The sequence below is a fragment of the Pararoseomonas baculiformis genome (assembly GCF_017813395.1).
Classification (GTDB): Bacteria; Pseudomonadota; Alphaproteobacteria; order Acetobacterales; family Acetobacteraceae; genus Roseomonas; species Roseomonas baculiformis.
Genome location: NZ_JAGIZB010000033.1, coordinates 1 through 22,926 on the forward strand (window position 1 = coordinate 1; position 22,926 = coordinate 22,926).

At 70.7% G+C, this 22,926-nt stretch carries 17 protein-coding genes; 10 read left to right on the top strand and 7 right to left on the bottom strand.

What is annotated here, in order from left to right; all coding sequences use genetic code 11:
• Nucleotides 1-289: transketolase C-terminal domain-containing protein (locus tag J8J14_RS21620; RefSeq protein ID WP_280843005.1), on the top strand; the 289-nt coding region annotated here is incomplete at its 5' end.
• 73 nt (nucleotides 290-362) lie between these two features.
• On the opposite strand, the gene J8J14_RS21625 is transcribed toward J8J14_RS21620, so the two are convergent.
• Entirely contained in the window at nucleotides 363-1,337 is a 975-nt protein-coding gene (locus J8J14_RS21625) for a hydroxyacid dehydrogenase (protein WP_209381630.1), read from the bottom strand.
• A 22-nt stretch (nucleotides 1,338-1,359) separates the two neighbouring features.
• Nucleotides 1,360-2,337 (bottom strand): Bug family tripartite tricarboxylate transporter substrate binding protein, encoded by a 978-nt coding sequence (locus J8J14_RS21630; protein ID WP_209381631.1) that lies wholly within the window; start codon nucleotides 2,335-2,337, stop codon nucleotides 1,360-1,362.
• A gap of 126 nt (nucleotides 2,338-2,463) precedes the next feature.
• Between J8J14_RS21630 and J8J14_RS21635 the strand changes: the two genes are divergently transcribed.
• On the top strand, nucleotides 2,464-3,216 hold the full coding sequence (locus J8J14_RS21635; RefSeq protein ID WP_245216054.1) for a TlyA family RNA methyltransferase: 753 nt from the start codon (nucleotides 2,464-2,466) through the stop codon (nucleotides 3,214-3,216).
• 11 nt (nucleotides 3,217-3,227) lie between these two features.
• Here the strand turns inward: J8J14_RS21635 and J8J14_RS21640 are convergent, their stop codons facing one another.
• The 4 genes from J8J14_RS21640 to fabI all read right to left on the bottom strand — a co-directional run bounded on the left by J8J14_RS21640 (nucleotide 3,228) and on the right by fabI (nucleotide 6,738).
• Nucleotides 3,228-3,386, bottom strand: a complete 159-nt coding sequence (locus J8J14_RS21640) for a peptide chain release factor 1 (RefSeq protein WP_209381632.1) — start codon at nucleotides 3,384-3,386, stop codon at nucleotides 3,228-3,230.
• A gap of 103 nt (nucleotides 3,387-3,489) precedes the next feature.
• Nucleotides 3,490-4,698 carry a hypothetical protein gene (locus J8J14_RS21645; RefSeq protein WP_209381633.1) on the bottom strand — a complete coding sequence of 403 codons (1,209 nt, stop codon included), beginning with the start codon at nucleotides 4,696-4,698 and terminating at the stop codon, nucleotides 3,490-3,492.
• Between the two features lie 66 nt (nucleotides 4,699-4,764).
• Nucleotides 4,765-5,871 carry a chorismate synthase gene (aroC, locus tag J8J14_RS21650; protein WP_209381634.1) on the bottom strand — a complete coding sequence of 369 codons (1,107 nt, stop codon included), beginning with the start codon at nucleotides 5,869-5,871 and terminating at the stop codon, nucleotides 4,765-4,767.
• 12 nt (nucleotides 5,872-5,883) lie between these two features.
• Nucleotides 5,884-6,738 carry an enoyl-ACP reductase FabI gene (gene fabI, locus J8J14_RS21655; RefSeq protein ID WP_245216055.1) on the bottom strand — a complete coding sequence of 285 codons (855 nt, stop codon included), beginning with the start codon at nucleotides 6,736-6,738 and terminating at the stop codon, nucleotides 5,884-5,886.
• An 86-nt stretch (nucleotides 6,739-6,824) separates the two neighbouring features.
• Here fabI and pdxH point away from each other — a divergent pair, with 86 nt between their 5' ends.
• The 3 genes from pdxH (at nucleotide 6,825) to J8J14_RS21670 (ending at nucleotide 9,902) form a co-directional block, all read left to right on the top strand.
• Nucleotides 6,825-7,457: a pyridoxamine 5'-phosphate oxidase gene (pdxH, locus tag J8J14_RS21660; RefSeq protein ID WP_209381635.1), complete on the top strand. Its 633-nt coding sequence runs from the start codon at nucleotides 6,825-6,827 to the stop codon at nucleotides 7,455-7,457.
• Nucleotides 7,454-8,938 (top strand): bifunctional aminoglycoside phosphotransferase/ATP-binding protein, encoded by a 1,485-nt coding sequence (locus tag J8J14_RS21665; protein ID WP_209381636.1) that lies wholly within the window; start codon nucleotides 7,454-7,456, stop codon nucleotides 8,936-8,938. Before pdxH ends, J8J14_RS21665 begins: the two co-directional genes overlap by 4 nt.
• Nucleotides 8,939-9,026: 88 nt before the next feature.
• Nucleotides 9,027-9,902, top strand: coding sequence for a universal stress protein (locus tag J8J14_RS21670; protein ID WP_209381654.1), 876 nt, complete (start codon nucleotides 9,027-9,029; stop codon nucleotides 9,900-9,902).
• A 43-nt stretch (nucleotides 9,903-9,945) separates the two neighbouring features.
• Here J8J14_RS21670 and J8J14_RS21675 read toward each other — a convergent pair whose 3' ends face one another.
• Nucleotides 9,946-11,766: an ABC-F family ATP-binding cassette domain-containing protein gene (locus J8J14_RS21675; protein WP_209381637.1), complete on the bottom strand. Its 1,821-nt coding sequence runs from the start codon at nucleotides 11,764-11,766 to the stop codon at nucleotides 9,946-9,948.
• Between the two features lie 176 nt (nucleotides 11,767-11,942).
• Between J8J14_RS21675 and J8J14_RS21680 the strand changes: the two genes are divergently transcribed.
• From J8J14_RS21680 to J8J14_RS21700, 5 genes are all read left to right on the top strand, one after another.
• On the top strand, nucleotides 11,943-13,013 hold the full coding sequence (locus J8J14_RS21680) for a glycosyl hydrolase family 8 (RefSeq protein WP_209381638.1): 1,071 nt from the start codon (nucleotides 11,943-11,945) through the stop codon (nucleotides 13,011-13,013).
• A gap of 76 nt (nucleotides 13,014-13,089) precedes the next feature.
• Nucleotides 13,090-14,118 (top strand): hypothetical protein, encoded by a 1,029-nt coding sequence (locus J8J14_RS21685; protein WP_209381639.1) that lies wholly within the window; start codon nucleotides 13,090-13,092, stop codon nucleotides 14,116-14,118.
• A 16-nt stretch (nucleotides 14,119-14,134) separates the two neighbouring features.
• Complete coding sequence (locus J8J14_RS21690; protein ID WP_209381640.1) at nucleotides 14,135-15,007, top strand: cellulose synthase operon protein YhjQ/BcsQ; 873 nt, start codon at nucleotides 14,135-14,137, stop codon at nucleotides 15,005-15,007.
• On the top strand, nucleotides 15,004-19,683 hold the full coding sequence (gene bcsA, locus J8J14_RS21695; protein WP_209381641.1) for a UDP-forming cellulose synthase catalytic subunit: 4,680 nt from the start codon (nucleotides 15,004-15,006) through the stop codon (nucleotides 19,681-19,683). The genes J8J14_RS21690 and bcsA overlap by 4 nt, the downstream gene beginning before the upstream one ends.
• Nucleotides 19,680-22,913, top strand: coding sequence for a cellulose biosynthesis protein BcsC (locus tag J8J14_RS21700; RefSeq protein ID WP_209381642.1), 3,234 nt, complete (start codon nucleotides 19,680-19,682; stop codon nucleotides 22,911-22,913). Before bcsA ends, J8J14_RS21700 begins: the two co-directional genes overlap by 4 nt.
• Nucleotides 22,914-22,926 lie beyond the last annotated feature (13 nt).

Genomic DNA, 22,926 nt, shown 5'->3' on the forward strand with positions numbered 1-22,926 from the left:
GCTCGATACCGAACTCCTCGAGCGGCTGGCCCGCAACCATGCCGTCCTCGTCACCGTCGAGGAAGGATCGGTGGGCGGCTTCGGCTCCCTCGTCGCCCAGCACCTCGCCCATGCCGGCCTGCTCGACGGCGGACTGCGCTTCCGCCCCCTCGTCCTGCCCGACACCTATATCGACCACGACAACCCTAAAAAGCAGTACGACCTCGCCGGCCTCAACGCACCACAGATCGCCGCCACCGCGCGCCACGCTCTGGGGCGGGACGAGACCTCACAGCCCGCGAGGGCCTGAGGGGCGGTGAACTCCGGCCCGGGGGAAGCGCTGCTTCCCCCGGGTTTCCGTTCGCCGGGTGCCCTGTTGGGCGCTAGGCGTTGCGCCCCAGCACATCGGGGTTGACCACCGAATCCCGGTCGGGCCGCCCCGCGAGGAAGTCCAGGACATTCCCCGCTGCGTCCCAGGACATGCGCTGCAACCCTTCCGCCGTGCTGGCCGCGACATGCGGGGTGACCACCAGGTTCTCCAGCGCCAGCATGGCGGGAACCTCCCGCATCGGCTCGACCCGCAGCACGTCCAGCCCCGCGCCGCCGAGATGGCCGGAGCGCAGCGCCGCCTCCAGCGCCGCCTCGTCCACCAGCGTTCCGCGGGCGGTGTTGATGAGCACGGCGCCGGGCTTCATCGCGGCCAGGAAGGCCGCGTCCACCATGCCGCGCGTGGCGTCGCTGGCGGGAAGGTGGAGCGTGACGATATCGGCCGCCGCCAGGCCGGCATCGCGCTCTTTCACGGCCTCGTAGCCCGCGCCGCGGATCGTGCCGGCGGGCATGAAGGGATCATGCACCATCACCCGCATCCCGAAGGCAGCGCAGAGCCGCGCGACGCGGGTGCCGATACGGCCGAAGCCGAGGATGAGCACGCGGCGTCCGCCCAGTTCGAAGGTGCGGGACTGGCCCTGCACGCGCCACTGGCCGGCGCGAACCCCGGCATCCACCGGGAGCACCTGCCGGGCGACGGCGAGCATCAGCATCAGCGCGTGCTCGGCGACCGAGGCAGCATTCGCCTCGGGCGTGATCATCACCGCGACCCCGGCGCGGGTCATGGCGGGCACGTCCACCAGGTCATAGCCAACGCCGTGGCGGCAGACCATGCGCAGCTTCGGCGCCATGGCGAGCAGGGCGGAATCCACCACCGTGCCCCGCACGATCAGGGCCTCGGCATTCCGGAGGCGGCTGGCGAGGTCCGGTCCGAGCGGCGCGCCGGGATGGTCCAGGGTGATCCCGGGCGCATCCAGCAGGCGCTGGATGCCATCGGGGTGGATCGGGTCGATGACGACCACATGGGGCATGGGCGAAGGGCTCTACCGGTGATCAGGGCTGGGTGGACCAGGGCGCGCGCTCATAGAGCCTGCGGGCCGCGGCGGCTTCCTGTTCCACCGTGTCGCGGTAGGCCGCGCCCAGCAGGGGCCGGAGGGGCAGATTCAGCCGCTCCGCCTCGGCCAGGAAGGCCGGGTCGGCCAGGATGGCGCCGAAGGCGGCGACCAGCGCCTGCGTGACCTCCGCGGGAAGGCCGGGCGGGCCGACGAAGCCGCGCGCCGAGCCGCCCAGAACGTCCAGGCCCTGTTCGCGGAAGGTGGGCACCTCTGCCATGGCGGTCCATCGGGCCGGTGCCGCCTGGCCGAGGCAGCGGGTGCGGCCCTCCCGGAACAGGCTCAATCCCTCACTGACATTGTAGGAAGCGACGTCGAGCTGGCCGCCGAGGAGATCCCGGATGGCAATCGCCGTGCCGTTATAGGGAACATGCAGCGCCTTCACCCCCGCTGCCGCCTCAAAGGCGAGGAGCAGGAGATGGTCGTCGGAGGAGGTCCCGGCGGCGGTGCCGACCGAAACGGCCTCGGCGCGCCGGGCAGCGGCTTCCCGCAGGTCGGCGATGCTGCGCAGGGGGGAATCCGCCCGCACCCAGAAGGCGCCGGGATCATCGACCACATTGGCGAGGTAGGTGAACTCCTCGGTCTTCCACCGTACCGGCCGCTCCAGCGCCTTCGTGATGAAGCTCAGGGTCGCCACGGCGCCGAGGGTGTAGCCGTCGGGGCGGGCGTTGAAGACAGCTTCGTTGCCGATCTGCCCGCCTGCGCCCACGCGGTTCGTGACGACGAAACTCGCCCCCGGAAGCCGGTTCGGCAGGTACTTGGTCAGCAACCGCGCCATCACGTCGATCCCGCCGGCCGGCGGATAGGGCACGATCAATTCGATCGGGCGGCCCGCGGGCCAGGAGGACTGGGCGAGGGCAGGGCGGCCGAGGGTGGCAGCGGCCAGGATGGCGCCGGTCAGGGCGCGGCGTGTGGGCATGGGCGATTCTCCGGGACAGGCGGCGCTTCGCGCTCTTGCCTTTCTCTCTCCACCTCCTCCGGCCAGCCTGCAAGACCCGCCGCTCCCGGGCTGCTATCCTGCGCGGCCCCAGACTGGAGGACAGCCTTGCCACAGCCAAAGCCGGCCAAGCAGCGCGCGGACGCGGCACTGGTGGAGCGCGGCCTCGCGGAGAGCCGCACCCGCGCCCAGGCCCTGATCCTGGCGGGAAAGGTATTCAGCGGCGAGAGGCGGATCGACAAGCCCGGGCAGGAGCTGCGCGAAGGCGATGCGCTGGAGGTGCGCGGGCAGGACCATCCCTGGGTCAGCCGCGGCGGGCTGAAGCTGGACCATGGACTCCAGGCTTTCGGGCTCAGTCCGAAGGACCGCGTCTGCATCGATGTCGGGGCCTCCACCGGAGGCTTCACGCATGTCCTGCTGCACCACGGGGCGGCGAAGGTCTATGCGGTGGATGTCGGCCACGGGCAGCTCGCCTGGAACCTGCGCAACGATCCCCGCGTGGTGGTCATGGAGCGGGTGAATGCCCGCTACCTTGAGACTTCGCAGATCCCCGATCCCGTGGGGGCGGTGGTCTGCGATGCGTCCTTTATCGGGCTCGCCACCGTGCTGCCCGCGGCGCTTTCGCTGGCCGCGCCCGGCGCCTTCGCCGTCGCGCTGATCAAGCCGCAATTCGAGGCCGGGCCGGGCATGGTGGGGAAGGGGGGCGTGGTGCGGGACCCGAATGTGCACCGCGCCGTCTGCGCGAAGGTAAAGGCTTGGTGGTCGGAGCTACCGGGCTGGACGGTGCTCGGCATCGCCGAGAGCCCGATTACCGGACCCGAGGGCAACAAGGAGTTCCTGATCGGCGCGCGCCGGGCCTGAGGCCCGGCAGGTCAGCGGGACGTCTGGCTGGTGGGCTGGGCCGTGGCGGGAACGCTGCCCGAGAGGCGGTCGGCCAGGGTCCAAACCCGCATCGGGTCCATCTGCACATCAGGGTCGTTCAGAAGCCGGTCCAGTTCCGCCAGTGCCCGTTCCGCCTCATTCGCCGTCACGCCATCACCTCCGCTTTGCAGTGCAGCAACTCTGGAACGGGAATGTAGCTCCACGGTTTCATCCGTGGGCGCCGTCATCCGGACGTGAGGCGACGCTGCGCTTTCAGCTGATGGAGCAGAGAGCTGGCGAGAGAGCGCCGTCCTTCGCCGGCGGCCGGGAGGGATTGCGGAAGCGAAGCTCACCCTCCGCAACGCCATCCGGCGGCGCCATGCCGAACATTTCCATGCGGGAGGCGCAGGAGACGGCCGCCACACGTCGAGCCTCCGGAGTCGTGAGGAAGCGTCGCACTGCCCCCTCCAGCTCCATCCGCTCGCGCAGGCCCCGCCATTCCTGGCGACCCAGGTCGTCCAGGAACATGGCGAGGATGCCCGGCCTTTCGCCGCCAAGCCTGCCCGCCGCATCCACCATGCGCCGGCAGACCGCCTGGGCGATGGCGCTGGCCTGCCCGGCGCGCGCGGCCAGGACGAGGATGTTGCCGTTGCCCTGCGCCACGGCCAGGTGAGCCTCCGGCCCGAACAGCGCGCGAAGCGCCTGGGCGGGAACAGCGGCCTGCGCCCCGGCGAGGAGAAGCGGGTCCAGCTTCAGCACCGCATCCGCGGCCGAATCCTGCCGGCGGCGGTCGCGCAGCATGTCCATGATGCGGCGCTGGAGCGTGGCAACGTCCAGGGCATCGCGCTTCAGCCCCTCGGGTAGCGTCATCTTCAGCACGTAGCGGCCGGGATGGGAGGCGAGCCAGTTCTGCAGGTCGGGATTGATGCCATCCACGAAGGCGCACCAGTCGCCGCGCAGCACCGGGCGGCCTTCCTCGGCCGAGACGGTATCGCAGACGATCTCTGCCTCCTGGCCATCCCGGGCCAGGAGGAGATCATGTGCCGTGCCCTCGGCCAGGCCGGTGAAGCGGACCTCGAAGCCAGCGGCCCGGTAGCGCGCCGCCACGCGAAGCAGGTGGAACAGGGGAATGAGATTGGCCTCCCCCGTAAGGCCCGAGAGGATCTGCTCCCGCAGCCTGTCGCGGGAGGCCGGGGGCAGGCTGTCGGCCAGCAGCACGGCTTCGCGGGCATAGGAGAGCAACTGGCGTTCAGCGGGGCCGGCCTGGGCCAGTGCCTCAGGCGTGGAGAGGCGCTGGAGGGTCAGTTCGAGCGCATGGCGCTCGCCAATGGAACGGCCCGTGAGGGACGGGGAGGCAGCCCGGCGGCCGATATCCGCAAGCCGCGCCTGCCAGTGGCTCGGCCCGGCAAAGCCGACAAAAGCGGCGATCGCCTCGGGGTCCGGGGCGGCGGTGATCTCAGCAGAGGAATCGGGAGTCGGCATCGAGGCTCCACCTCATCGAGGTGTTCCGAATACCCGACCGTTTCAGTGGGATAAAGGTGTTCCCGTTCAGTTTCTCGGGAGGCGGGTGGAAACAGGGGCGTCCGGCACCTGAGCCCGGTGCCGGAGCAGAGCATCCGCCAGCACGCAGGCCATCATCGCCTCCCCCACCGGAACGGCACGGATGCCCACGCAGGGGTCGTGCCGCCCCTTGGTCACCAGATCCCGGTCCTGCCCATGCCGGTCCACCGTGCGGCGGGCCACGAGGATGGAGGAGGTGGGCTTCACGGCGAAGCGCGCGACCACAGGCTGGCCGGTGGAGATTCCGCCGAGGATTCCGCCGGCATGGTTCGCCAGGAACTGCACGGTGCCGTCCGGGGCCATGCGCATCTCGTCGGCATTGTCCTCGCCGGTCAGGGCTGCGGCGGCGAATCCCTCGCCGATCTCCACGCCCTTGACGGCATTGATGGACATGAAGGCGGATGCGATCTCGGCATCCAGCTTGCCATAGATGGGCGCACCCAGGCCGGGCGGGATGCCCTCGGCCACCACTTCCACCACAGCACCGACGCTGGAGCCGGCCTTGCGCAGCGCGAGGAGCTTCTCCTCCCAGCGCGCGGCCGCCGCGCGGTCCGGGCAGAAGAAGTCGTTCTCCGCAACCGCCGCCCAATCCCAGTTCGCGCGGTCCACCATGTCACCGCCCATGGCAACCAGGGCACCGCGGATGGTGATCCCCGTCCCCAGCACCTTGCGCGCCACAGCCCCGGCCGCGACGCGCATGGCCGTTTCCCGCGCCGAGGAACGCCCGCCGCCGCGGTAGTCCCGGACCCCGTATTTCAGGTGGTAGGCAAGGTCGGCATGGCCCGGGCGGAAGCTCTCGGCGATCTCGCCATAGTCGCGGGATCGCTGGTCCTTGTTCTCGATCATCAGGCCGATCGGGGTGCCGGTGGTCAGCCCCTCGAAGGTGCCCGAGAGGATGCGGACCTCGTCCGGTTCCTGCCGTTGCGTGACAAACTTCGACTGCCCGGGGCGGCGGCGATCCAGCCAGGGCTGGATATCTGCCTCGCTCAGGGAGAGGCCGGGCGGGCAGCCATCCACCACCCCTCCGATCGCCGGGCCGTGGCTCTCACCCCATGTGGTGACGCGGAAGAGATGGCCGAAGCTGTTGTGGGACATGGAGAGAGGCGTTCAGCCCTTCTCGATCGTGATGTCCGGCGCGTCCGGATGCTTCATGCCGACGACGTGGTAGCCGCAATCGACATGGTGCACCTCGCCGGTGACGCCGCCCGAGAGCGGGGAAAGGAGATACAGGCCAGCCCCGCCCACCTCATCCAGCGTCACGTTGCGGCGCATGGGCGAGTTGTACTGGTTCCACTTCAGGATGTAGCGGAAATCCCCGATGCCGCTGGCGGCCAGCGTCTTGATCGGGCCGGCGGAAATGGCGTTCACGCGGATGCCGGAGTCGCCGAGGTCAGCGGCCATATAGCGCACGCTGGCCTCCAGCGCCGCCTTGGCCACGCCCATCACGTTGTAATGCGGCGTCCAGCGCTCGGCACCGAGATAGCTCAGCGTCAGCAGCGATCCACCCGGCTTCATCATCGCCGCCGCGCGGCGGGAGACGGAGACGAAGGAGTAGCAGGAGATGTCCAGGGCCTGCAGGAAGGCGTGCTTCGGCGTGTCCAGGTAGCGGCCGCGCAGATACTGCTTGTCGGCGAAGCCGATGGCGTGGACGAGGAAGTCGATCCCGTCCCAGCGCTCCGCGACCTTGGCGAAGGCCGCGTCGATCGCCTCCTCGTCGGAGACGTCGCAGGGGACCAGCAGGTCGGAGCCCACGCTGGCGGCCAGCGGGCGCACCCGCTTCTCCAGCGCCTCGCCCTGATAGGTGAAGGCCAGCTCCGCCCCCTGGGCGGCCGCGGCCTGTGCGATGGCCCAGGCGATGGAGCGGTCATTGGCGACGCCCATGACGATGCCACGGCGGCCCTTCATCAGGTCGCCCTTCATCGGCAGGAGGGCGGCATCGGCCACGGGCTTGGCGTCTTCCATGGGGCGTCCTCCAGGCAGGCGGGGATCGGTTGCGACGGGCGGGGAGGGGTGGCACACCGGATGCAACCGAACAAGGGGCCGAACGCATGAGCCTGACCACCGAGGTCCCCGCCGGAGAGGCCCACGGCGCCGGCATTCCCGACGCCACCGATCCCTATGGCCTCTTCGAGGCCTGGTTCGCCGAGGCCGTGGCGAAGGAGCCGAACGACCCCAACGCCATGTGCCTGGCCACGACAACCCCGGATGGCTGGCCTTCCGCCCGCATGGTGCTGCTGAAGGGGCGGGATGACCGCGGCTTCGTCTTCTATACCAACGAGCAGAGCCGGAAGGGCGGGGAACTGCTCTCCAACCCCCGCGCCGCCCTGTGCTTCCACTGGAAGTCGCTTCGGCGGCAGGTGCGGGTGGAAGGCACGGTCGAGCGGGTGACCACGGCCGAATCCGACGCCTACTTCGCCTCCCGCTCCCGCGGGTCGCGCATCTCGGCCGCTTCCTCGGACCAGTCCCGCCCGCTTCCCTCCCGCGCGGAGTTCGAGCGCCGGATCGCCGAGCTGGAGGCGCGCTACCCTGGGGACACCCTTCCCCGGCCGCCGCACTGGGGCGGCTTCCGCGTGCTGCCGCTCCGGATCGAGTTCTGGCAGGACATGCCCTTCCGCATGCATGACCGCCTGGTGTTTGAGCGAGCCGGCGAGGGCTGGACCACCGGGCGCCTGTTCCCGTGACCATCCCGGCCAGCCAGGCCGCGGCGGCGGCGCTGCTGGCGCGGCTGGCCGGGGCCGGGCAGCCCGTTGAGACACATATATCCGCCGTCTTCGTTGGGGCCGAGCGCGTCTTCAAGCTGAAGAAGGCGGTTGATCTCGGCTTCCTGGATTTCACCAGCCCCGCTTCCCGGCATCGCTACGCCATCCGCGAACTGATGTTGAACCGGCCCGCGGCGCCGGAGATCTACCGTGCCCTTCACGGCATCTCGGCCGCGGCTGACCGGCTGGTGGCGGAGGATGATCCTGCCGCCGTTGAATGGGCGCTGGAAATGGCACCGGTTCCGCAGGGCGATTTCCTCGATGCGCTCGCGGCGGAACAGGGGATAGGGGAGGGCCTCCAGGACGCCCTCGGCGATACGGTGGTGGCCATGCGCGCGCATTATCCGCCCGCCCCGTCCGGGACGGATCCCGTGGCCCGGTTCGACAGGGTTCTGCGGGGCAATGCGCGGGCCGCACTGGATGCGGGGCTCGACCCGGCGCGGGTGATCGCGTGGCGCCGCGGGACGCGGGGCTGGCTGCTCCGCCTCGCCCCGGTGCTGCGGGCCCGCGCGGCGGAGGGACGGGTCCGGCGCTGCCATGGAGACCTGCATCTGGGGAACCTCCTGCTGTGGAAGGGCCGCCCGACGCCTTTCGACGCGCTGGAATTCGACGAGGAACTGGCCACGATCGACACGGGCTACGACCTTGCCTTTCTCCTGGCGGATCTGATGCGCCGCTGCGGGCGCCCCGCCGCCTGCCGGGTGCTGAACCGGGCGGTGGGGGTGGGCGGGGATGCCGGGCTGGTGGCGGGGCTGCCGCTCTGGCTTTCGTCGCGCGCTCTGATCCGCGCGCATTGCGTGGCCCGGCTGCCCGGCGGGATGGAGAGCGGGCTGGCCTTCCTCGCCGATGCGGAGGCGGCGCTCCGGCCGCCACCCGCGCGGCTGCTGGCCGTGGGCGGTCTCCAGGGAACCGGGAAGACCCGCCTGGCGCGGCGGATCGCGCCGGGGCTCGGCGCGGCACCGGGCGCGCTGCATCTGCGAAGTGACGAGATCCGCAAGCGGCTGGCGAACCTCCCGCCCGAGGCGCCACTTCCGCCGGAAGCCTATTCGGCGGCCGCCGCCGAGGCGGTCCATCAGGCACTTTTCCGGGACGCCGCCATAGCCCTGCGCGCCGGCCATTCCGTGATCGCGGATGCGTCCTTCCTTGATCCCGCAAGGCGGGAGGGCATCGAGGCCGTGGCACGCGCCACGGGGGTGCCGTTCACGGGCCTCTGGCTCGAGGCGCCGCTCGATATCCTGCGGGCGCGTGTTGCGGCGCGGCGTGGTGACGCCTCCGACGCCGATGTCCCGGTGCTTGAGCGGGCGGCGGGGCAGCCGGCGGGGCCGATCCGCTGGGCAAGGCTCGACGCCTCGGGCGACCCCCTGGCGGCGGCGCTTGCGGCGGCCCAACTCCAACCATGCTAGGCTGTTAGGTGCCTTGCCGGATTCGGCAGGCCATGGGGGAGGGGGCGCCATGCCCCTGCCACCTGATCACGACGGGAGCAATGCCAATATGGCCTACCGCCGAATCCTTCTGCCCATCACCGGTACCGCCGCGGGCGAGGCCGCGTTGCAGACTGCGCTGATGACCGCACGCATCTGGCATTCGCATGTGCATTGCATCCATGTGCGCGTCGACGCGCGTGACGTGGCGCCGCTGGCCGGGGAGGGCCTCTCCGGCGCCATGATCGAGGAGATGATGGCCGCCACCGAGCGCGAATCGGGTGACCGCGCCAGCCGCGTGCAGGCCCTTTTCGACCGCTTCGTGGATGACAAGGACGTGGTCCTCGCCAGCTCCGCCGAGGCGGCGGAGAAGGCGGATGCCGCCACCCTGTCCTTCGCCTCGGTGTCGGGCCGGGAGGAGGATCTGGTGGCGCAGGAATCGCGCCTCTACGACATGGCGGTGGTGCCGCATCCGGATGCGGGTGAGGATGTCTCCTCCTCGGATGCGCTGCACGCCATCCTCTTTGACAGCGGCCGCCCCGTGCTGATCGCGCCGCGCCTGGCGCCCGCCACCATCGGCAGCCGGGTGTGCTGCGCCTGGAACGGCACGGCGGAGAGCGCGGCCGCCATCGCGGCGGCGCTGCCCTGGCTTCACCGCGCCGAGGCGGTGCGCATCCTTCACAGCAAGGATTACCAGCGGCGCGGGCCGGATGTGCGGGGCATCCTCTCCTATCTCCGCTGGCATAACATCGCGGCGGAGGCGGTGGAGTTCGCCCCCGCCACGCGCGAGGTCGGCGCCGGGCTGCTCGGTGCCGCGCGGGACTTCGGGGCCGATCTGCTCTGCATGGGTGCCTACAGCCATTCGCGCATCCGCCAGCTGATCCTGGGCGGCGTGACGCGGCATGTGCTGGAGAATGCGGACATGCCCGTGATGATGTGCCGCTGAGGGCGGCGCGCCGGGGGCGCCGGCTGCGGCGCGCCCCTGCCGCTCAGCCCGCCCCGGCCTCGATCTCCTCCCGCCGCATCTCGATCTCGAGCCAGCGTTCTTCCGCATCGGCAAGGGCCGACTGGCGCTGGGCGAGCAGTTCCGTCGCCTTCGCGAAGCGCGCCGGATCCCGCGTGTAGAGCTGCGGGTCGGCCAGGATCTCGTTCAGTTTCGCGATCTCGGCCGAGAGCTTCTCCATCTCGCGCGGCAGGGTCTTCAGGGCCTGCATCTCCGCCATGCTGAGCCGGGCGCGTGCCGCCTGCGGTGCGGCTGCCTCGGCGGCGCGGCGGGAAGCGGGCGTGGTGGCGGGCGCATCCGCGGCGCGGGCCTGCACGCCATGGCCGCGCTGCGCCACCATGTCCGAATAGCCGCCGGCATAGTCCTGCCAGCGCCCCTCGCCCTCATAGGCGATGATGCTGGTGGCGACGCGGTCCAGGAAGTCGCGGTCATGGCTCACCACCAGCACCGTGCCGCCGTAATCGGCGATCATCTCCTGCAGCAGGTCGAGCGTCTCGAGGTCGAGGTCGTTGGTGGGCTCGTCCAGCACCAGCAGGTTGCTCGGGCGCGCCATGGCACGGGCGAGCATCACGCGCGCCCTCTCCCCGCCCGAGAGCACGCCGAGCGGCGTGCGCGCCTGCTCAGGCAGGAAGAGGAAGTCCTTCATGTAGCCGACGACATGGCGCGGGGTGCCGCCGACATGCACCATGTCGCCACGCCCCTCGGTGAGCGCGTCCGAGAGCGTCATGGAGTCGTCGAGGCTCGCCCGGCGCTGGTCCAGCGTGACCATCCCGATCCCTGTACCCAGCCGCACCTCTCCGGAATCGGGCGGGAGGACGCCGGTGAGCATGTTGAGGAGCGTGGTCTTGCCCGCACCATTCGGCCCGACGATCCCCAGCCGGTCCCCGCGCAGGATGCGGACGGACACGTCCCGGACCACGGGGCGGCCGCCGAAGGACTTTGAGATGCGTTCGGCCGCGATGACCAGGCTGCCCGAGCCATCCGCCTCGGTCGCCGCCAGCCGGACGCCGCCCTGCGGGCCCCGGCGTTGCCGGTGCTTCTCGCGCAGGGCCTGCAGCTCGCCCACGCGGCGCATGTTGCGCTTGCGCCGGGCGGTGACGCCGTAGCGGAGCCAGTGCTCCTCCCGCACGATCTCGCGCGCGAGCTTGTGGGCATCGCGCTCCTCTTCCTCCAGCACCTGGTCGCGCCAGGCCTCGAATCCGGCGAAGCCCTGCTCCAGCCGCCGCGTCGTGCCCCGGTCCAGCCAGACCATGGCGCGGGAGAGGGATTCCAGGAACCGGCGGTCATGGCTGATGAGCACCAGCGCGGCGCGCATCGAGGCCAGCTCCGATTCCAGCCACTCGATCGCCGGAAGATCGAGATGGTTCGTGGGCTCATCGAGCAGGAGGATGTCGGGGGCAGGAGCGAGCACCGCCGCGAGCGCTGCCCGGCGCGCCTCCCCGCCTGATAGGCGCTCCGGCGATTCCTCGCCGGTCAGGCCCAGCTGCTCCAGCAGGTAGCGGGCACGATAGGGGTCGTCCCCCGGCCCGAGCGCAGCCTCCACATAGGAGAGCGTATTGGCGTGGCCGGAAAGATCCGGCTCCTGCGGCAGGTAGCGGAGCGTGGCGCCGGGCTGGAGAAAGCGGCTACCGCCATCCGGGGTCACCAGCCCGGCTGCGATCTTGAGAAGGGTGGACTTGCCCGATCCGTTCCGGCCAACCAGGGCGAGCCGCTCGCCGGGGGCAACCGAGAGAGTAGCGCCGCGCAGCAGCGGCGTGGTGCCGAAACCCTGTCGGATATCCTGCAGGAGAAGAAGAGGGGGTGCCATGCCGGGGATATGGCACCCGGCGCGCGGGAAGGCACGGGGCCAAAGCTGCATTTCGCCTGGCGGGAAGGGGATGACTTCTCGCGTTCGTGAGGATTATAAGGCCTGGGGACCACCAGTGCGGGTGGCGCCGGGCGCCGCTAACCCGTTCTTCATCTCCTTCGCATCAGGCTGGGGACATGCCGACCTACCTCCCGCGCCGATCCATGCTGGGCCTGCTGGGCGGGGCGACCGCTGCCGCGATCTTTGCCGAGCCGGTGGTCGCACAGGAGGATGCGCGTGACTGGGCCATGTTCAAGGCCCGCTTCCTCTCGGCCGATGGCCGCATCATCGACAACGGGAATGGCAACCAGTCCCATTCCGAGGGGCAGGGCTGGGGCCTCTCCCTCGCGCAGCATCATGACGACCGGCCGGCTTTCGACCGCATCCTGGCCTGGACCCGCCGCAACCTGCGGCGTGACTCGGACCGGCTGCATGCCTGGCGCTGGCGGCCGGACCAGCAGCCAGCCGTGCAGGACAGCAACAATGCCACGGATGGCGACCTGTTCATTGCCAGTGCGCTGCTCCGCGGCGGGCGGCGCTGGTCGGATCCGGCCCTGACCGAGGAGGGCACCGCGATCGCCCGGGACGTGCTGCGCCTGCTGGTGCGCCGTGCCGGCGGGCACCTCGTGCTCCTGCCTGGCGCCCGGGGCTTCGAGCATCGCACCCATGTGGTGATCAACCCCTCCTACTATTCCTATCCCGCTATCGCTGCCGTGGCCGAAGCGGTTCCCGACCCGGCCTGGCTGCGGGTGGCGAGCGATGGCCTGCGCCTCCTGCGGATGGCACGCTTCGGCCGGTGGGGGCTTTCGCCGGATTGGCTGGCCGTGTCGCGCACCGACGGTCAGGTTTCCCCGGCGCAGGGCTGGCCGGCGCGCTTCTCCTATGACGCGGTCAGGGTTCCCCTCTGGCTGGCCTGTGCGGGATTGTCGGACGAGCCTGCCGTGGAGGCTCCCTTCGCCTTCTGGTCCGATTCTAGCCTGAGGCAGGTGCCAGCCTGGGCCGATCTTTCGGATGACAGGGTGGCGCCCTATCCTGCCGGCTCCGGTGTTCTGGAGATCGGCCGTTTCGTAGCGCGGCAAAAGCGGCTAAGCTGGGACAGGCCCCTGCCGGATGGCGGTGTGCTCGGGCGTGATTATTATGACACAGCGCTGATGCTGCTCGCGCGTATGGGGGCAGCCGAGCGCGGCATTCTTATCAACAAGGGTTAAGAACGCCGAAAAAATGAGATAGCCTGCTTCCTGTCGGCGGCCGAGTCTCGCGCGGCGGACGGATGGAGTGCGGCTGATGCGTCAGGACACGGATGTTGCCCGGATGGCAGCAGCCCTGCGAACACCAGCGCTTAAGTATCGTAGCTTCGGGAACGAGCCCGTTCGCAACGCGCCGTCCGTCGAGGCGCAGAGCGATGACCAGGCCTTCGGTATTCTGGGTGATGCCCTTTCCGGCGCGAGCGACCTGCCGCCGGACATGATCATGGGTGGCCCAGCGTCGGAGTCGCCGCTCCCGACCGAGACCCCGGTCCTCCCCGTGCAGCCTGCGGCGGTGGCGAACACCCCGCTCCCCGTTCCGCCGCCGCCGGCCTGGCACGCCGAGGAACCGGCGCGGATGCCGGACCTGATCGCCCCGAATCCCTATGCGCAGCTCCAGCGCGCGCCACTCCCAGAGCCGCCCCCCGTGCGACCTGCCCCCGTGCAGCAGGAAACCATGCCGGTTGTGCCGTCCTGGTCGCAGCCGTTGCCGCCCGCTCCGCCCTCGCAGCCCCAGCCCGCCCCGTCGCCGGCCGCACACAGCCTCCTGCAGGTGCTGATGGGTGACCATGCACCGCCGGCCCCGCCTGTTACGCCACAGGCGGTGCCTGTTGTGCCGCCGCCCGTCGCTCCGCTCGCAGTTTCTGCGCAGGCCACCCACCCGCAGCCGGCGCTACCTCAGGCGCCCATTCCCGTACGGCCGGAAATGCCGGCCCAGCTGCCGCGTCAGGCTCCGCTCGCCGCTTCCCCGCAGGTGCCGGCGGCCCCGGCCAGCCCTCCGCCGCTGCCGTTGCTTGCGAGCCTTTCGAGTGGTCCGGCCGCGCTTCCTCCGATCCGGATGGGGGGCAGCACAGGCTCCTCCCTGCTCGATGCGCTGATGGGCTTCGGTCCCGGCGCTGGTTCCACCACCGTCCACTATCCACTGCTGGATGCTTTGGGCGACGCCATGCGCGGAACGGGCAATGAGCCCTCTCCGCGCCACTGGCCGGCGGAGCGCGTCGATATCGCTCTGCCCGACCTGCTGCGCCGTATCGCGGCAGGTGTCCGTTTTGCCCGAAATGCCGCCTGAGTTCAGGAGCAACGCCGTGTCGCTGATCTGCTTCGCGTCGCCCAAGGGTGGGGTCGGGAAGACCACGCTCACCGCCAACATCGCCGATGCGTTGCAGCGCCTGGGCCACCGCGTTCTCGCGATAGACCTGGACTCGCAGAACGCGCTGCGCCTGCATTTCGGCGTGCCGCTGACCGACAAGGCCGGCTTCGTCACCGGGCTGCTGCAGGGCGATGGAAACTGGCGCAGCCATCTTCGCCAGACCCCCTCGGGCGTGCTGCTGCTGCCGCATGGGGCCACGGATCTCCGGGGCGCACTCGACCTCGCCGTCGCGCTGGACCGTGAACCGGACCTGCTGGGCAACCCGCTCCGCGAGATGCTGGCCGAGCCGAATCTTGTGGTGCTCGCCGATCTGCCGCCAGGGCCTTCCCAGGCACTGGCCCTTCTCGGGCCGATGGCGACGATGGTGATCGGCGTGCTCCAGGCGGAGGCGATCAGTGCCGCCCTGGTGCCGGAGATCGAGAGCGGCCGCTTCCTCGGCACGGGCACCATGGCGGCCCTGCTGGCCGGTCGCCTGAGGGTGGTGCTGAACGGGGTGGACCTTTCCTCCCGCCTGTCCCGCGCCTCCGCCGAGGCGGTCGCGCGGCATCTCGGCTATCGCATGCTCGGCGCCATGAGCCGGGAGGAGACCGTGGCGGAAAGCCTGGCCTGCCAGCGCCTGCTGCTTGACCATGCGCCGGACAGCCGCGCCGCCTCGGACCTGAAGGAGGTTGCGCGCCTCATCTCCGCCGCGCTGCCGCCGCCTGTCGCCGCCGGGATCGGCGCGGCGCCGCAGCCAACGCCGGAGTCGCCGGTCCTTCCCCCGGTCGTGCCCGCGCCGCAGCAGCCAACGGTCGAGGCCAGCCGATGAGGCGCTTCCGCAACGCGGCCGGGGTGAGCCTCTGGCTTGGCCGGCTGGCCGTTCTTCTCGGTTTCATCATCGCGTTGCCCTTCATCGTGGCACCGCTGGAGGCGGAACAGCAGGCCTGGCTCGCGGTCGGCGGCCTGCTGGTCTTCGCCATTGTCTCGCTCGTGCCGGGGAAGGGCTCCCTCGTTTTCCTCGCGCTGCTCTCCGGCGTGATCTCCACGCGCTACATCTACTGGCGCATCACGGACACGCTCGATTACACGAACTTCTTCTCGACCTTCCTTGGTACCGGCCTGCTGCTGGCCGAGATCTATGCCGTGGTCGCGCTGCTGCTTTCCTACCTGCAGTCGCTCTGGCCCCTGGAGCGTCGCCCGGCGCCGCTGCCGGAGGATCCGGAATACTGGCCGACCGTCGATGTTTTCATCCCGACCTACAATGAGCCGCTCGAGGTGGTGAAGCCGACGGTCTTCGCCGCCATGGCGATGGACTGGCCGCGCCACAAGATGAATGTGGTGCTGCTCGACGACGGCCGTCGCGAGGAGTTCCGCGCCTTCTGCGCCCAGGTCGGCTGCGGCTACATGATCCGTCCGGACAACAAGGGTGCGAAGGCGGGCAACATCAACCACGCGCTGTCCCGCACGGATGGCGAGTACGTGGTGATCTTCGACTGCGACCATGTCGCGACCCGCGCCTTCCTGCAGATGACCATGGGCTGGATGCTCCGCGATGCCGGGCTCGCCATGGTGCAGACGCCGCACCATTTCTATTCGCCCGATCCGTTCGAGCGGAACCTCGCCTCCGGCACGCGCGTGCCGAATGAGGGGCTTCTGTTCTACGGGCTGATCCAGCAGGGCAATGATCTCTGGAACGCGGCCTTTTTCTGCGGTTCCTGCGCGGTGATCCGGCGCACGGCGCTGGAGCAGATCGGCGGCGTGCCGACCGAAACCGTGACCGAGGACTGCCATGCCAGTCTCAAGATGCAGCGGCTGGGCTGGCGCACCGCCTATCTCCGCCTGCCCCTCGCCGCCGGCCTCGCCACGGACCGCCTCGTCGCGCATATCGGCCAGCGCATGCGCTGGGCGCGCGGCATGGTGCAGATCTTCCGGATCGAGAACCCGCTGCTGGGCCCGGGCCTGAGCCTGACGCAACGGCTCTGCTACGTGGCATCCATGTGGCACTTTCTCTTCCCGGTGCCGCGCTTCATCTTCCTTACCGCGCCGCTCGCCTTTCTCCTGTTCGGCCAGAACATCATCGCGGCCTCGCCGCTCGCGATCGTCGCCTATGCCGCGCCGCATGTGGTGCATGCCGTTCTGACCAACTCGAAGCTCCAGGCCCGGGTGCGGCACTCCTTCTGGTCCGAGATCTACGAGACGGTGCTCGCGCTCTACCTGCTGCCCGTGGTGGTCACGACCCTGCTCGACCCGAAGCGCGGCAAGTTCAACGTGACCGACAAGGGCGGCACGTTGGACGAAGGCTATTTCGACTTCCGCGCCACGGGGCCGAACTTCATCCTCGCGGTGGTTCTCGTCCTCGGCCTGCTCTCCGGCATCTATGGCATGGCCGCGTATCCCTATGAGAGCCTCGAATTTCAGGCGAATGCGCTGAACACCCTCTGGGTGGTGCTTTCGCTCCTGACCGTTCTGGCGGGGCTCGCCGTGGGGCGCGAGCGGCGCCAGGTGCGCGAGCGCGCCCGCGTCGGCGCCATCATGCCCCTGCACGTCTCGCTCCCCGATGGACGGCTTGTTCCCGGCGAGACGCTCGACCTTTCCCTTGGTGGCGCGGCCGTGGCCGCAGCGCGGCCGGAGGGACTGCCCGACAATGCCGTGCTGACACTGGAGATCGAGTTGGGTCCGGAACGCGTGACGATTCCCGCGGAAGCCCTGCGCTGGCAGGATGGCCGCCTGCAGGTGCGCTTCGTTCCCCAGAACTTGCGGGACGAAGGCAACATAACCCGGGTGGTGCTCGGCCGTGCCGATGCCTGGGTGGACTGGGACGATGTCCGCCACGACCGGCCCATGCGCTCGCTTGGCGAGGTCGTGCGCAGCATCGGCGGCCTCTTCCGCGGCGACAGCCAGTTTTCCTTCCGCGCCCGCCGGGCACGCCGCCTGGCCGCCGCGCGAGCCCAGCCGGCGCGGGCCGTTGCGCCGAGCCGCGGCGCGGAGGCCGCGCAGCGCCGCTCGGTCGAGCGTGCGCGCCGTTCGGCTGCTGTCCTGCTCGCGCTCGGGCTTGGCCTGCCCGTTGGCGCCGCGGCCCAGTCGCCGCGGCCACAGGCGCCGACCCCGCCTCCGGCGATCAACCAGGGGCAGGGAAGCTTCACCCCGCCGCCACCGCCCGGTTCGGGGCCCGCGCCTGCCCAGTTCAATCCCGGGCAGGTTCCGGCGCCGGCCGGCCTGCCGCAATACGCGCCGACGCCTGTGCCGGGTCAGCCGGCCCCCGCCGCCGCGCCGACCGCCTCGCCGCCCGGCCTCAACCCGCCAGCTGTGATGGTCGCGCCCTCCGCGCCCATCACCTTCGGTGGAGAGACCCAGCCAGGCATCGGCTCGCGCACCGAGACGCGCACGCTGCGCCAGCTCGGTCTGCGCAGCCCGATGCAGCTGCGGGGGCTGGCGGACCTGCAGGGACTGCTCTTCGGCATCCGGTCCGACGAAGTGGTGACGAGCGCGAAGCTCACCCTTCAGGGCGCCACCAGCCCCGCCCTGATCCCTGAGCTGTCGCAGATCGCGATCACGATGAACGAGCAGTTCGTCGGCACGATCACGCCGGACCGGGCGCGCCCGGCCTTCGGACCGGTGGAGTTCCAGATCAACCCGGTCTTCTTCGCCGACAGCAACCGGCTGAACTTCCGGTTCACCGGCCGCTATGCGGTGGAGTGCAACGACCCGCTTTCGGGCCTGCTCTGGTCGACGGTTTCCGACCTCTCCACCCTGCAGCTCACCCTCGAGCGCCTGCCGCTCAACCGTGACCTCGCGCGGCTGCCCGAGCCCTTCTTCGATGTCCGCCTTCTGCGTGAGCCGCTGGTCCTTCCGGTGGTGATGGCGGAAGGGGCAGGCAATGACGCGGTGCGTGCGGCCGTTGTTACCTCCTCCTGGTTCGCGGTGCAGGCGGATTATCGCGGCGCGGCTTTCCCGGTCAGCTCGGTGGTGCCGTCGCGCGGGAATGCCGTGGTCATCGCCACGGGCTCGGACTCCCTGCCCGGGCTGACCCTGCCCCGCATGGAAGGGCCCACTCTCGCCATCCTGCCCAGTCCGAACGACCCGGCCTCCGTGCTCCTCCTCGTTGGTGGGCGGTCGGGTGCGGAGGCCGCCGTGGCCGCCCAGGTGCTGGCGACGGCGAAGGAAGGCCTGTCCGGCGAACTGGCCACGGTGGCCGTGAACGAGCTGCCGGCCCGCCGGCCCTATGATGCGCCTCGCTGGATCCGGAACGACCGGCCCGTGCGCTTCGGCGAGCTGGTCGATCCGTCGGAACTGCAGTCCTATGGCTACGCGCCGGGCCCGGTTTCCGTGCCCTTCCGCACTGCCCCGGACCTGTACACCTTCCGCGACCGGAACCTGCCCGTGGATGTGCGCTTCCGCGCGCCGCCCGGCCCGATCCTGGACCTGGCCGTCTCGCGCCTCGATGCCGCGCTGAACGACGTGTATCTCAAGTCCTTCCCGCTGCGGGAGGGTGAGGCCGGCTGGCCCTGGAACTGGGTTTACCGGACCGTCGGCAGCACTGCCTCCGCCGAGCGCGGCGAGGGGACGGTCGGCCTTCCGCCCTATCTCGTCTTCGGCCTGAACGAGCTGCAGTTCCGCTTCGACCTGCGCCCGCTGCACCGCGGCGATTGCGTGAGCGTGCCGGGCGATATCCGCTCGTCCATCGATCCGGACAGCACGATCGATCTCTCGGCGGCCTATCGCTACACGGAGCTTCCGAACCTCGCCTATTTCGTGGGCAGCGGATTCCCCTACACGCGGATGGCCGATCTCTCGAGCACGGCGGTGGTGCTGCCGGACCGCGCCTCGCCCGTGGAGATCTCCACGGCGCTGAACCTGATCGGGCGCATTGCCGCGATCGTGGGTTATCCCGCCACGCGGATCGAGGTGGCGCGCCCGGGTGGGCTGGAGGCGGTGTCGAACCGCGACCTGCTCGTGATCGGGCCTCTTAACCGCCAGCCGGCCCTTTCCGCGCTGCTGCGCGACGGTCCGATCACGGTGGAAGGGAACCGCGTGAATGTGGCGCTTCCCGATGCGCTGGATAACTTCCGCAACATCTTCATCTCGGACGACCGGCGGCTTGACCGCGAGCGGCTGACCGCGACGCTGGGCGGCAACCAGGGCGAGGGGATCGGCCTGCTGATCGGCTTCCAGAGCCCCCTCAACTCGGACCGCTCGGTGGTGGCGCTGACGGGCTCGAGCCAGCAGGGCATGGAGGCCATGGTCGCCGCCCTGCGCGACCCCGAGCAGCAGCCCCGGATCCAGGGCGACGTGGCCCATGTGAGCAATGGCCAGGTCACCTCCTTCAAGGTGTCGCGGAACTATGGCGTGGGCAGCCTGCCGATCACCCTGCTGCCGCAGCGCTATCTCACGACCCGGCCGGACCTGATGCTCGGGCTGCTGGTCATCGCTGCCCTGGTGATCGCGATCCCGCTCTACTGGACGCTGCGCCGCCGGGCGATCAGCCGGCTGAGGACCCGTGCATGACCGCACTGCGCCATTACCTCCTCGGGGCAGCCGCTACGGCGGCGCTCCTCGCCGGGGGGCCGGCCCTTGCCCAGGGAAGCGGCATCCAGGTTCTGATCGAGCAGGCCGGCTTCTGGCGAAGCCAGGGCCAGCCGGCCCGGGCGGTCGCGGCGCTTGAGCGGGCGCTGACGGTCCAGCCGATGCACCCGGAGGCACTGGCGGCCGCGGCGCTGACCCAGATCGAGCTGGGTGAGGCTTCGGCGGCCGTCCCCTATCTCGATCGCCTGCGGCAGGCCGCGCCGGGTGATCCGCGAATCGCGCGGGTCGAAGCCGCGCTTCGCCAGGCGCCTGGACGGGCCGATCCTGCGGATTCCACCGAGCGTGCTGCGGGCGAGGCCGCCTTGCAGGCGGGCGACACGGCCCGGGCGGTGCAGGCCTTCGAGGCCGCGCTGGCGCGCAGGCCGGAGGACAGGGCCGCTCTGGGCGGGCTCGGCATTGCGCGGCTGCGTGAGGGCCGCGCCGGCGAGGCGCGCGACCTTCTTATGCGCGCTTCTGCCGGGGACCCGGCGCAGGCTGCTCGCTGGGGCGCGGCGCTGGACCAGGCCGGGTTCGCCACGGAGATCGTCGAGGCCCGGCGGCAGATGGCGCTGGGCGCCACCGAAGCGGCGGAGAGGGTGCTGCTCCGTGCGAGCCGGCGGGATGTGGCGGACCGGGCCGAGGCGGAGCTGATGCTCGGGGCGATAGCCCTGCAGCGCGGCGAGCTGAATGAGGCGGAGGCCCGCTTCCGCGCGGCGGTCTTTCAGCGCCCGGGCCTGCCTGCCGCCCGCCAGGGTCTGCTCGAAAGCCTTCGGGGCCAGAACCGGATCGCCGAGGCCGATGCGCTGGCCCGCCTCCTCGCAGCACGCGACAACGCCCGGGCCGAGGCGCTGCGCGCAGAGGCGTCGCGCACCGAGGATCCTGAATCGGCCCTGGGGCTGCTGCGCGGCGCGCTCGCCGCGGCGCCCGCCAGCGCCGGGGCTCGGCTGGACGTGGCGCGCCAGCTGCTTCGTCTCGGCCGCGGCGCGGAGGGGCGGGCCCTGATGCAGGAGGCGCTCGCCGGCACCCCCGGGCCGGAGGCCATCCAGGCCGCAGCGCTTTTCGCGCAGGACGAAGGACGCTTTGCCGAGGGCATCCGCCTGCTCGAGCGCGTGCCGGACCGTGTGCGCGGCAGTGACCATGCGCGCCTTCTGCGCAGTCTTCGCTGGCAGGCGGAGGTGGCCGATGCCGCGGCGCAGCCCCAACCGGGTATGCGTGGGGCCCTGCTGGCCCTTGCCGGCCGGACGGACCCCACCGGCGAAACCGCGATCCGCGCCCTCCGTGCCCTCATCCGGGCCGGAGACCGGGACGGGGCGACCGATGCGGTTCGCGCCGCCCTTGGCGTAGATCGTGGCGGCAGCGCAGCGCTTCGGATCAGCCTGGCCGGCGCGCTGTCGGATGGCGGGATGGAGCGTGAGGCGGGCGAGGTGCTCGCCCCCCTGCTAGCTGCCGCGGATCTTGCGCCGGCGCAGCACAGGCAGCTCGCCGCCCTTGGCGTCGTGCCGATGCCGCAGCATGCGGCTGCAGCCGCCGCGCTGCTGCCCATCGAGGCCGAGCCGCCGCGCCTCTACCAGGGGGCGCGGGACCCGCGTGTGGCCGGCCGGATCGCCGAGGCCGTGCTGCGGCGCGATCCGCGCAATGTGGAAGCGCGGATGGGGGCCGTGGAGGCAGCCTTGGTCCAGCGCGACCTGATGGCCGCCGAGGCGCTGCTCGCCGAGGGACGGCTGCTGAATGCGAGCGATCCGCGGGTTTCCGTGATGGAGGCCAGGCTGGCGCGCGCGAGTGGCGATGGCCGCCGGGCGCAGACCGCGTTGCAGCTGGCGGCCGATCAGCGGCGCGCGCAGCTCGGGGCGGTTTCCCCGGTCGCCTCGGTGGAGGCGCCGTATCGCCGCACCATGCTGGCCGGGGAAGGTCCGGCGGGTGGCTTTATGGATGTGGGTTCCAGCCCGACGAGCGCCGCCATGGGCGGGGTCACGCCGAGCCAGCTTCGGGCTTCGGACGATCCCCTCCTGTCGGAGATAGGACGCCAGCTGGCCGAAGTGAACCAGGAGGCGAGCGGCCGGGTGGTGCCCAATTTCGCCTTCCGCACGCGCTCCGGCGAGCGTGGCCTGGAGCGGCTGCGGGAATATGGCGGCGGGGTGGAGGCTGCCCTGCCGCTACCGACGATCGGCGGCGAGCTGAGTGCGCGCGTCAACACGGTGAATATCAACACCGGGCGGCTGGACAGCGGACCGGCCGACCTGCGCCGCTTCGGCACCTCGGCAGTCAATATTCCCAGCACGGGCGGGACCCTCACTGGCGACCAGATCGCCGCTCTTACGCCGCGGGATCGCTCGGCGACCGGCACCAGCCTCGGCATCGGCTATGCCCGCGGCGCGGTGACCGTTGATCTCGGCTCCACGCCCCTGGGCTTCCGGGAGCAGACGGTGCTCGGCGGCGTCGAGGTGACACCCCGGCTTGGCGAGAACCTGCAGCTCCGCCTGCGCGGCGAGCGGCGCTCCGTGACAGACAGCCTGCTGGCCTGGTCCGGGATGCGGGATCCCAGGACAGGCACGGTGTTCGGCGGCGTCGTCCGCAACACCGGGCGGGCGCAGCTGGAATACTATGACGGCCGGGTCGGAGCCTATGCTGGGGTCGGCTACTCCACGATCGGCGGCCGCAACGTTGCCGACAACAACCGGATCGAGGCCGGAGCCGGCGTGAACTACGCCGTGCTCCGCAACGAGAACCGCGAGCTCGTGACCGGGCTGGACCTGACCTATTTCAGCTACGACAAGAACCTGCGGCTCTTCACCTTCGGCCATGGCGGCTATTTCAGCCCGCAGGAATACATCGCTGCCTCCATTCCGGTGGATTACCGGGAACGGCGCGGGAACTTTGCCTACAGGCTGGGGGCCAGCATCGGCGTCGCGCATTTCCGCGAGAAGCGGATGCCGTATTTCCCGACCAATGGCGCGCTGCAGGCGGTCGCGGAGTCGCAGGCGGCCGCGGACTCTTCCGTCTCGGCCTTCTATCCGTCCCAGCGCGAGACTTCGGTCACTGCCGGGCTGCGCGGCGACATCGAGTACGCCCTCACCCCGTCGCTCCGCCTCGGTGCCTCGGTCCGGTATGACCGTTCCGCCGATTTCGATGAGACGCGCGCCCTGGTCTATGCGCGCTACCGGTTCGATCCGTGAGGAGGCCGACGCC

Excerpts from the sequence above, each read along its gene's own strand:
- J8J14_RS21625 (WP_209381630.1), bottom strand. The coding sequence starts at position 1,337 with ATGCCCCATGTGGTCGTCATCGACCCGATCCACCCCGATGGCATCCAG.
- J8J14_RS21630 (WP_209381631.1), bottom strand. The coding sequence starts at position 2,337 with ATGCCCACACGCCGCGCCCTGACCGGCGCCATCCTGGCCGCTGCCACC.
- J8J14_RS21645 (WP_209381633.1), bottom strand. The coding sequence starts at position 4,698 with ATGCCGACTCCCGATTCCTCTGCTGAGATCACCGCCGCCCCGGACCCC.
- aroC (WP_209381634.1), bottom strand. The coding sequence starts at position 5,871 with ATGTCCCACAACAGCTTCGGCCATCTCTTCCGCGTCACCACATGGGGT.
- fabI (WP_245216055.1), bottom strand. The coding sequence starts at position 6,738 with ATGGAAGACGCCAAGCCCGTGGCCGATGCCGCCCTCCTGCCGATGAAG.
- pdxH (WP_209381635.1), top strand. The coding sequence starts at position 6,825 with ATGAGCCTGACCACCGAGGTCCCCGCCGGAGAGGCCCACGGCGCCGGC.
- J8J14_RS21670 (WP_209381654.1), top strand. The coding sequence starts at position 9,027 with ATGGCCTACCGCCGAATCCTTCTGCCCATCACCGGTACCGCCGCGGGC.
- J8J14_RS21675 (WP_209381637.1), bottom strand. The coding sequence starts at position 11,766 with ATGGCACCCCCTCTTCTTCTCCTGCAGGATATCCGACAGGGTTTCGGC.
- J8J14_RS21680 (WP_209381638.1), top strand. The coding sequence starts at position 11,943 with ATGCCGACCTACCTCCCGCGCCGATCCATGCTGGGCCTGCTGGGCGGG.
- J8J14_RS21685 (WP_209381639.1), top strand. The coding sequence starts at position 13,090 with ATGCGTCAGGACACGGATGTTGCCCGGATGGCAGCAGCCCTGCGAACA.
- bcsA (WP_209381641.1), top strand. The coding sequence starts at position 15,004 with ATGAGGCGCTTCCGCAACGCGGCCGGGGTGAGCCTCTGGCTTGGCCGG.
- J8J14_RS21700 (WP_209381642.1), top strand. The coding sequence starts at position 19,680 with ATGACCGCACTGCGCCATTACCTCCTCGGGGCAGCCGCTACGGCGGCG.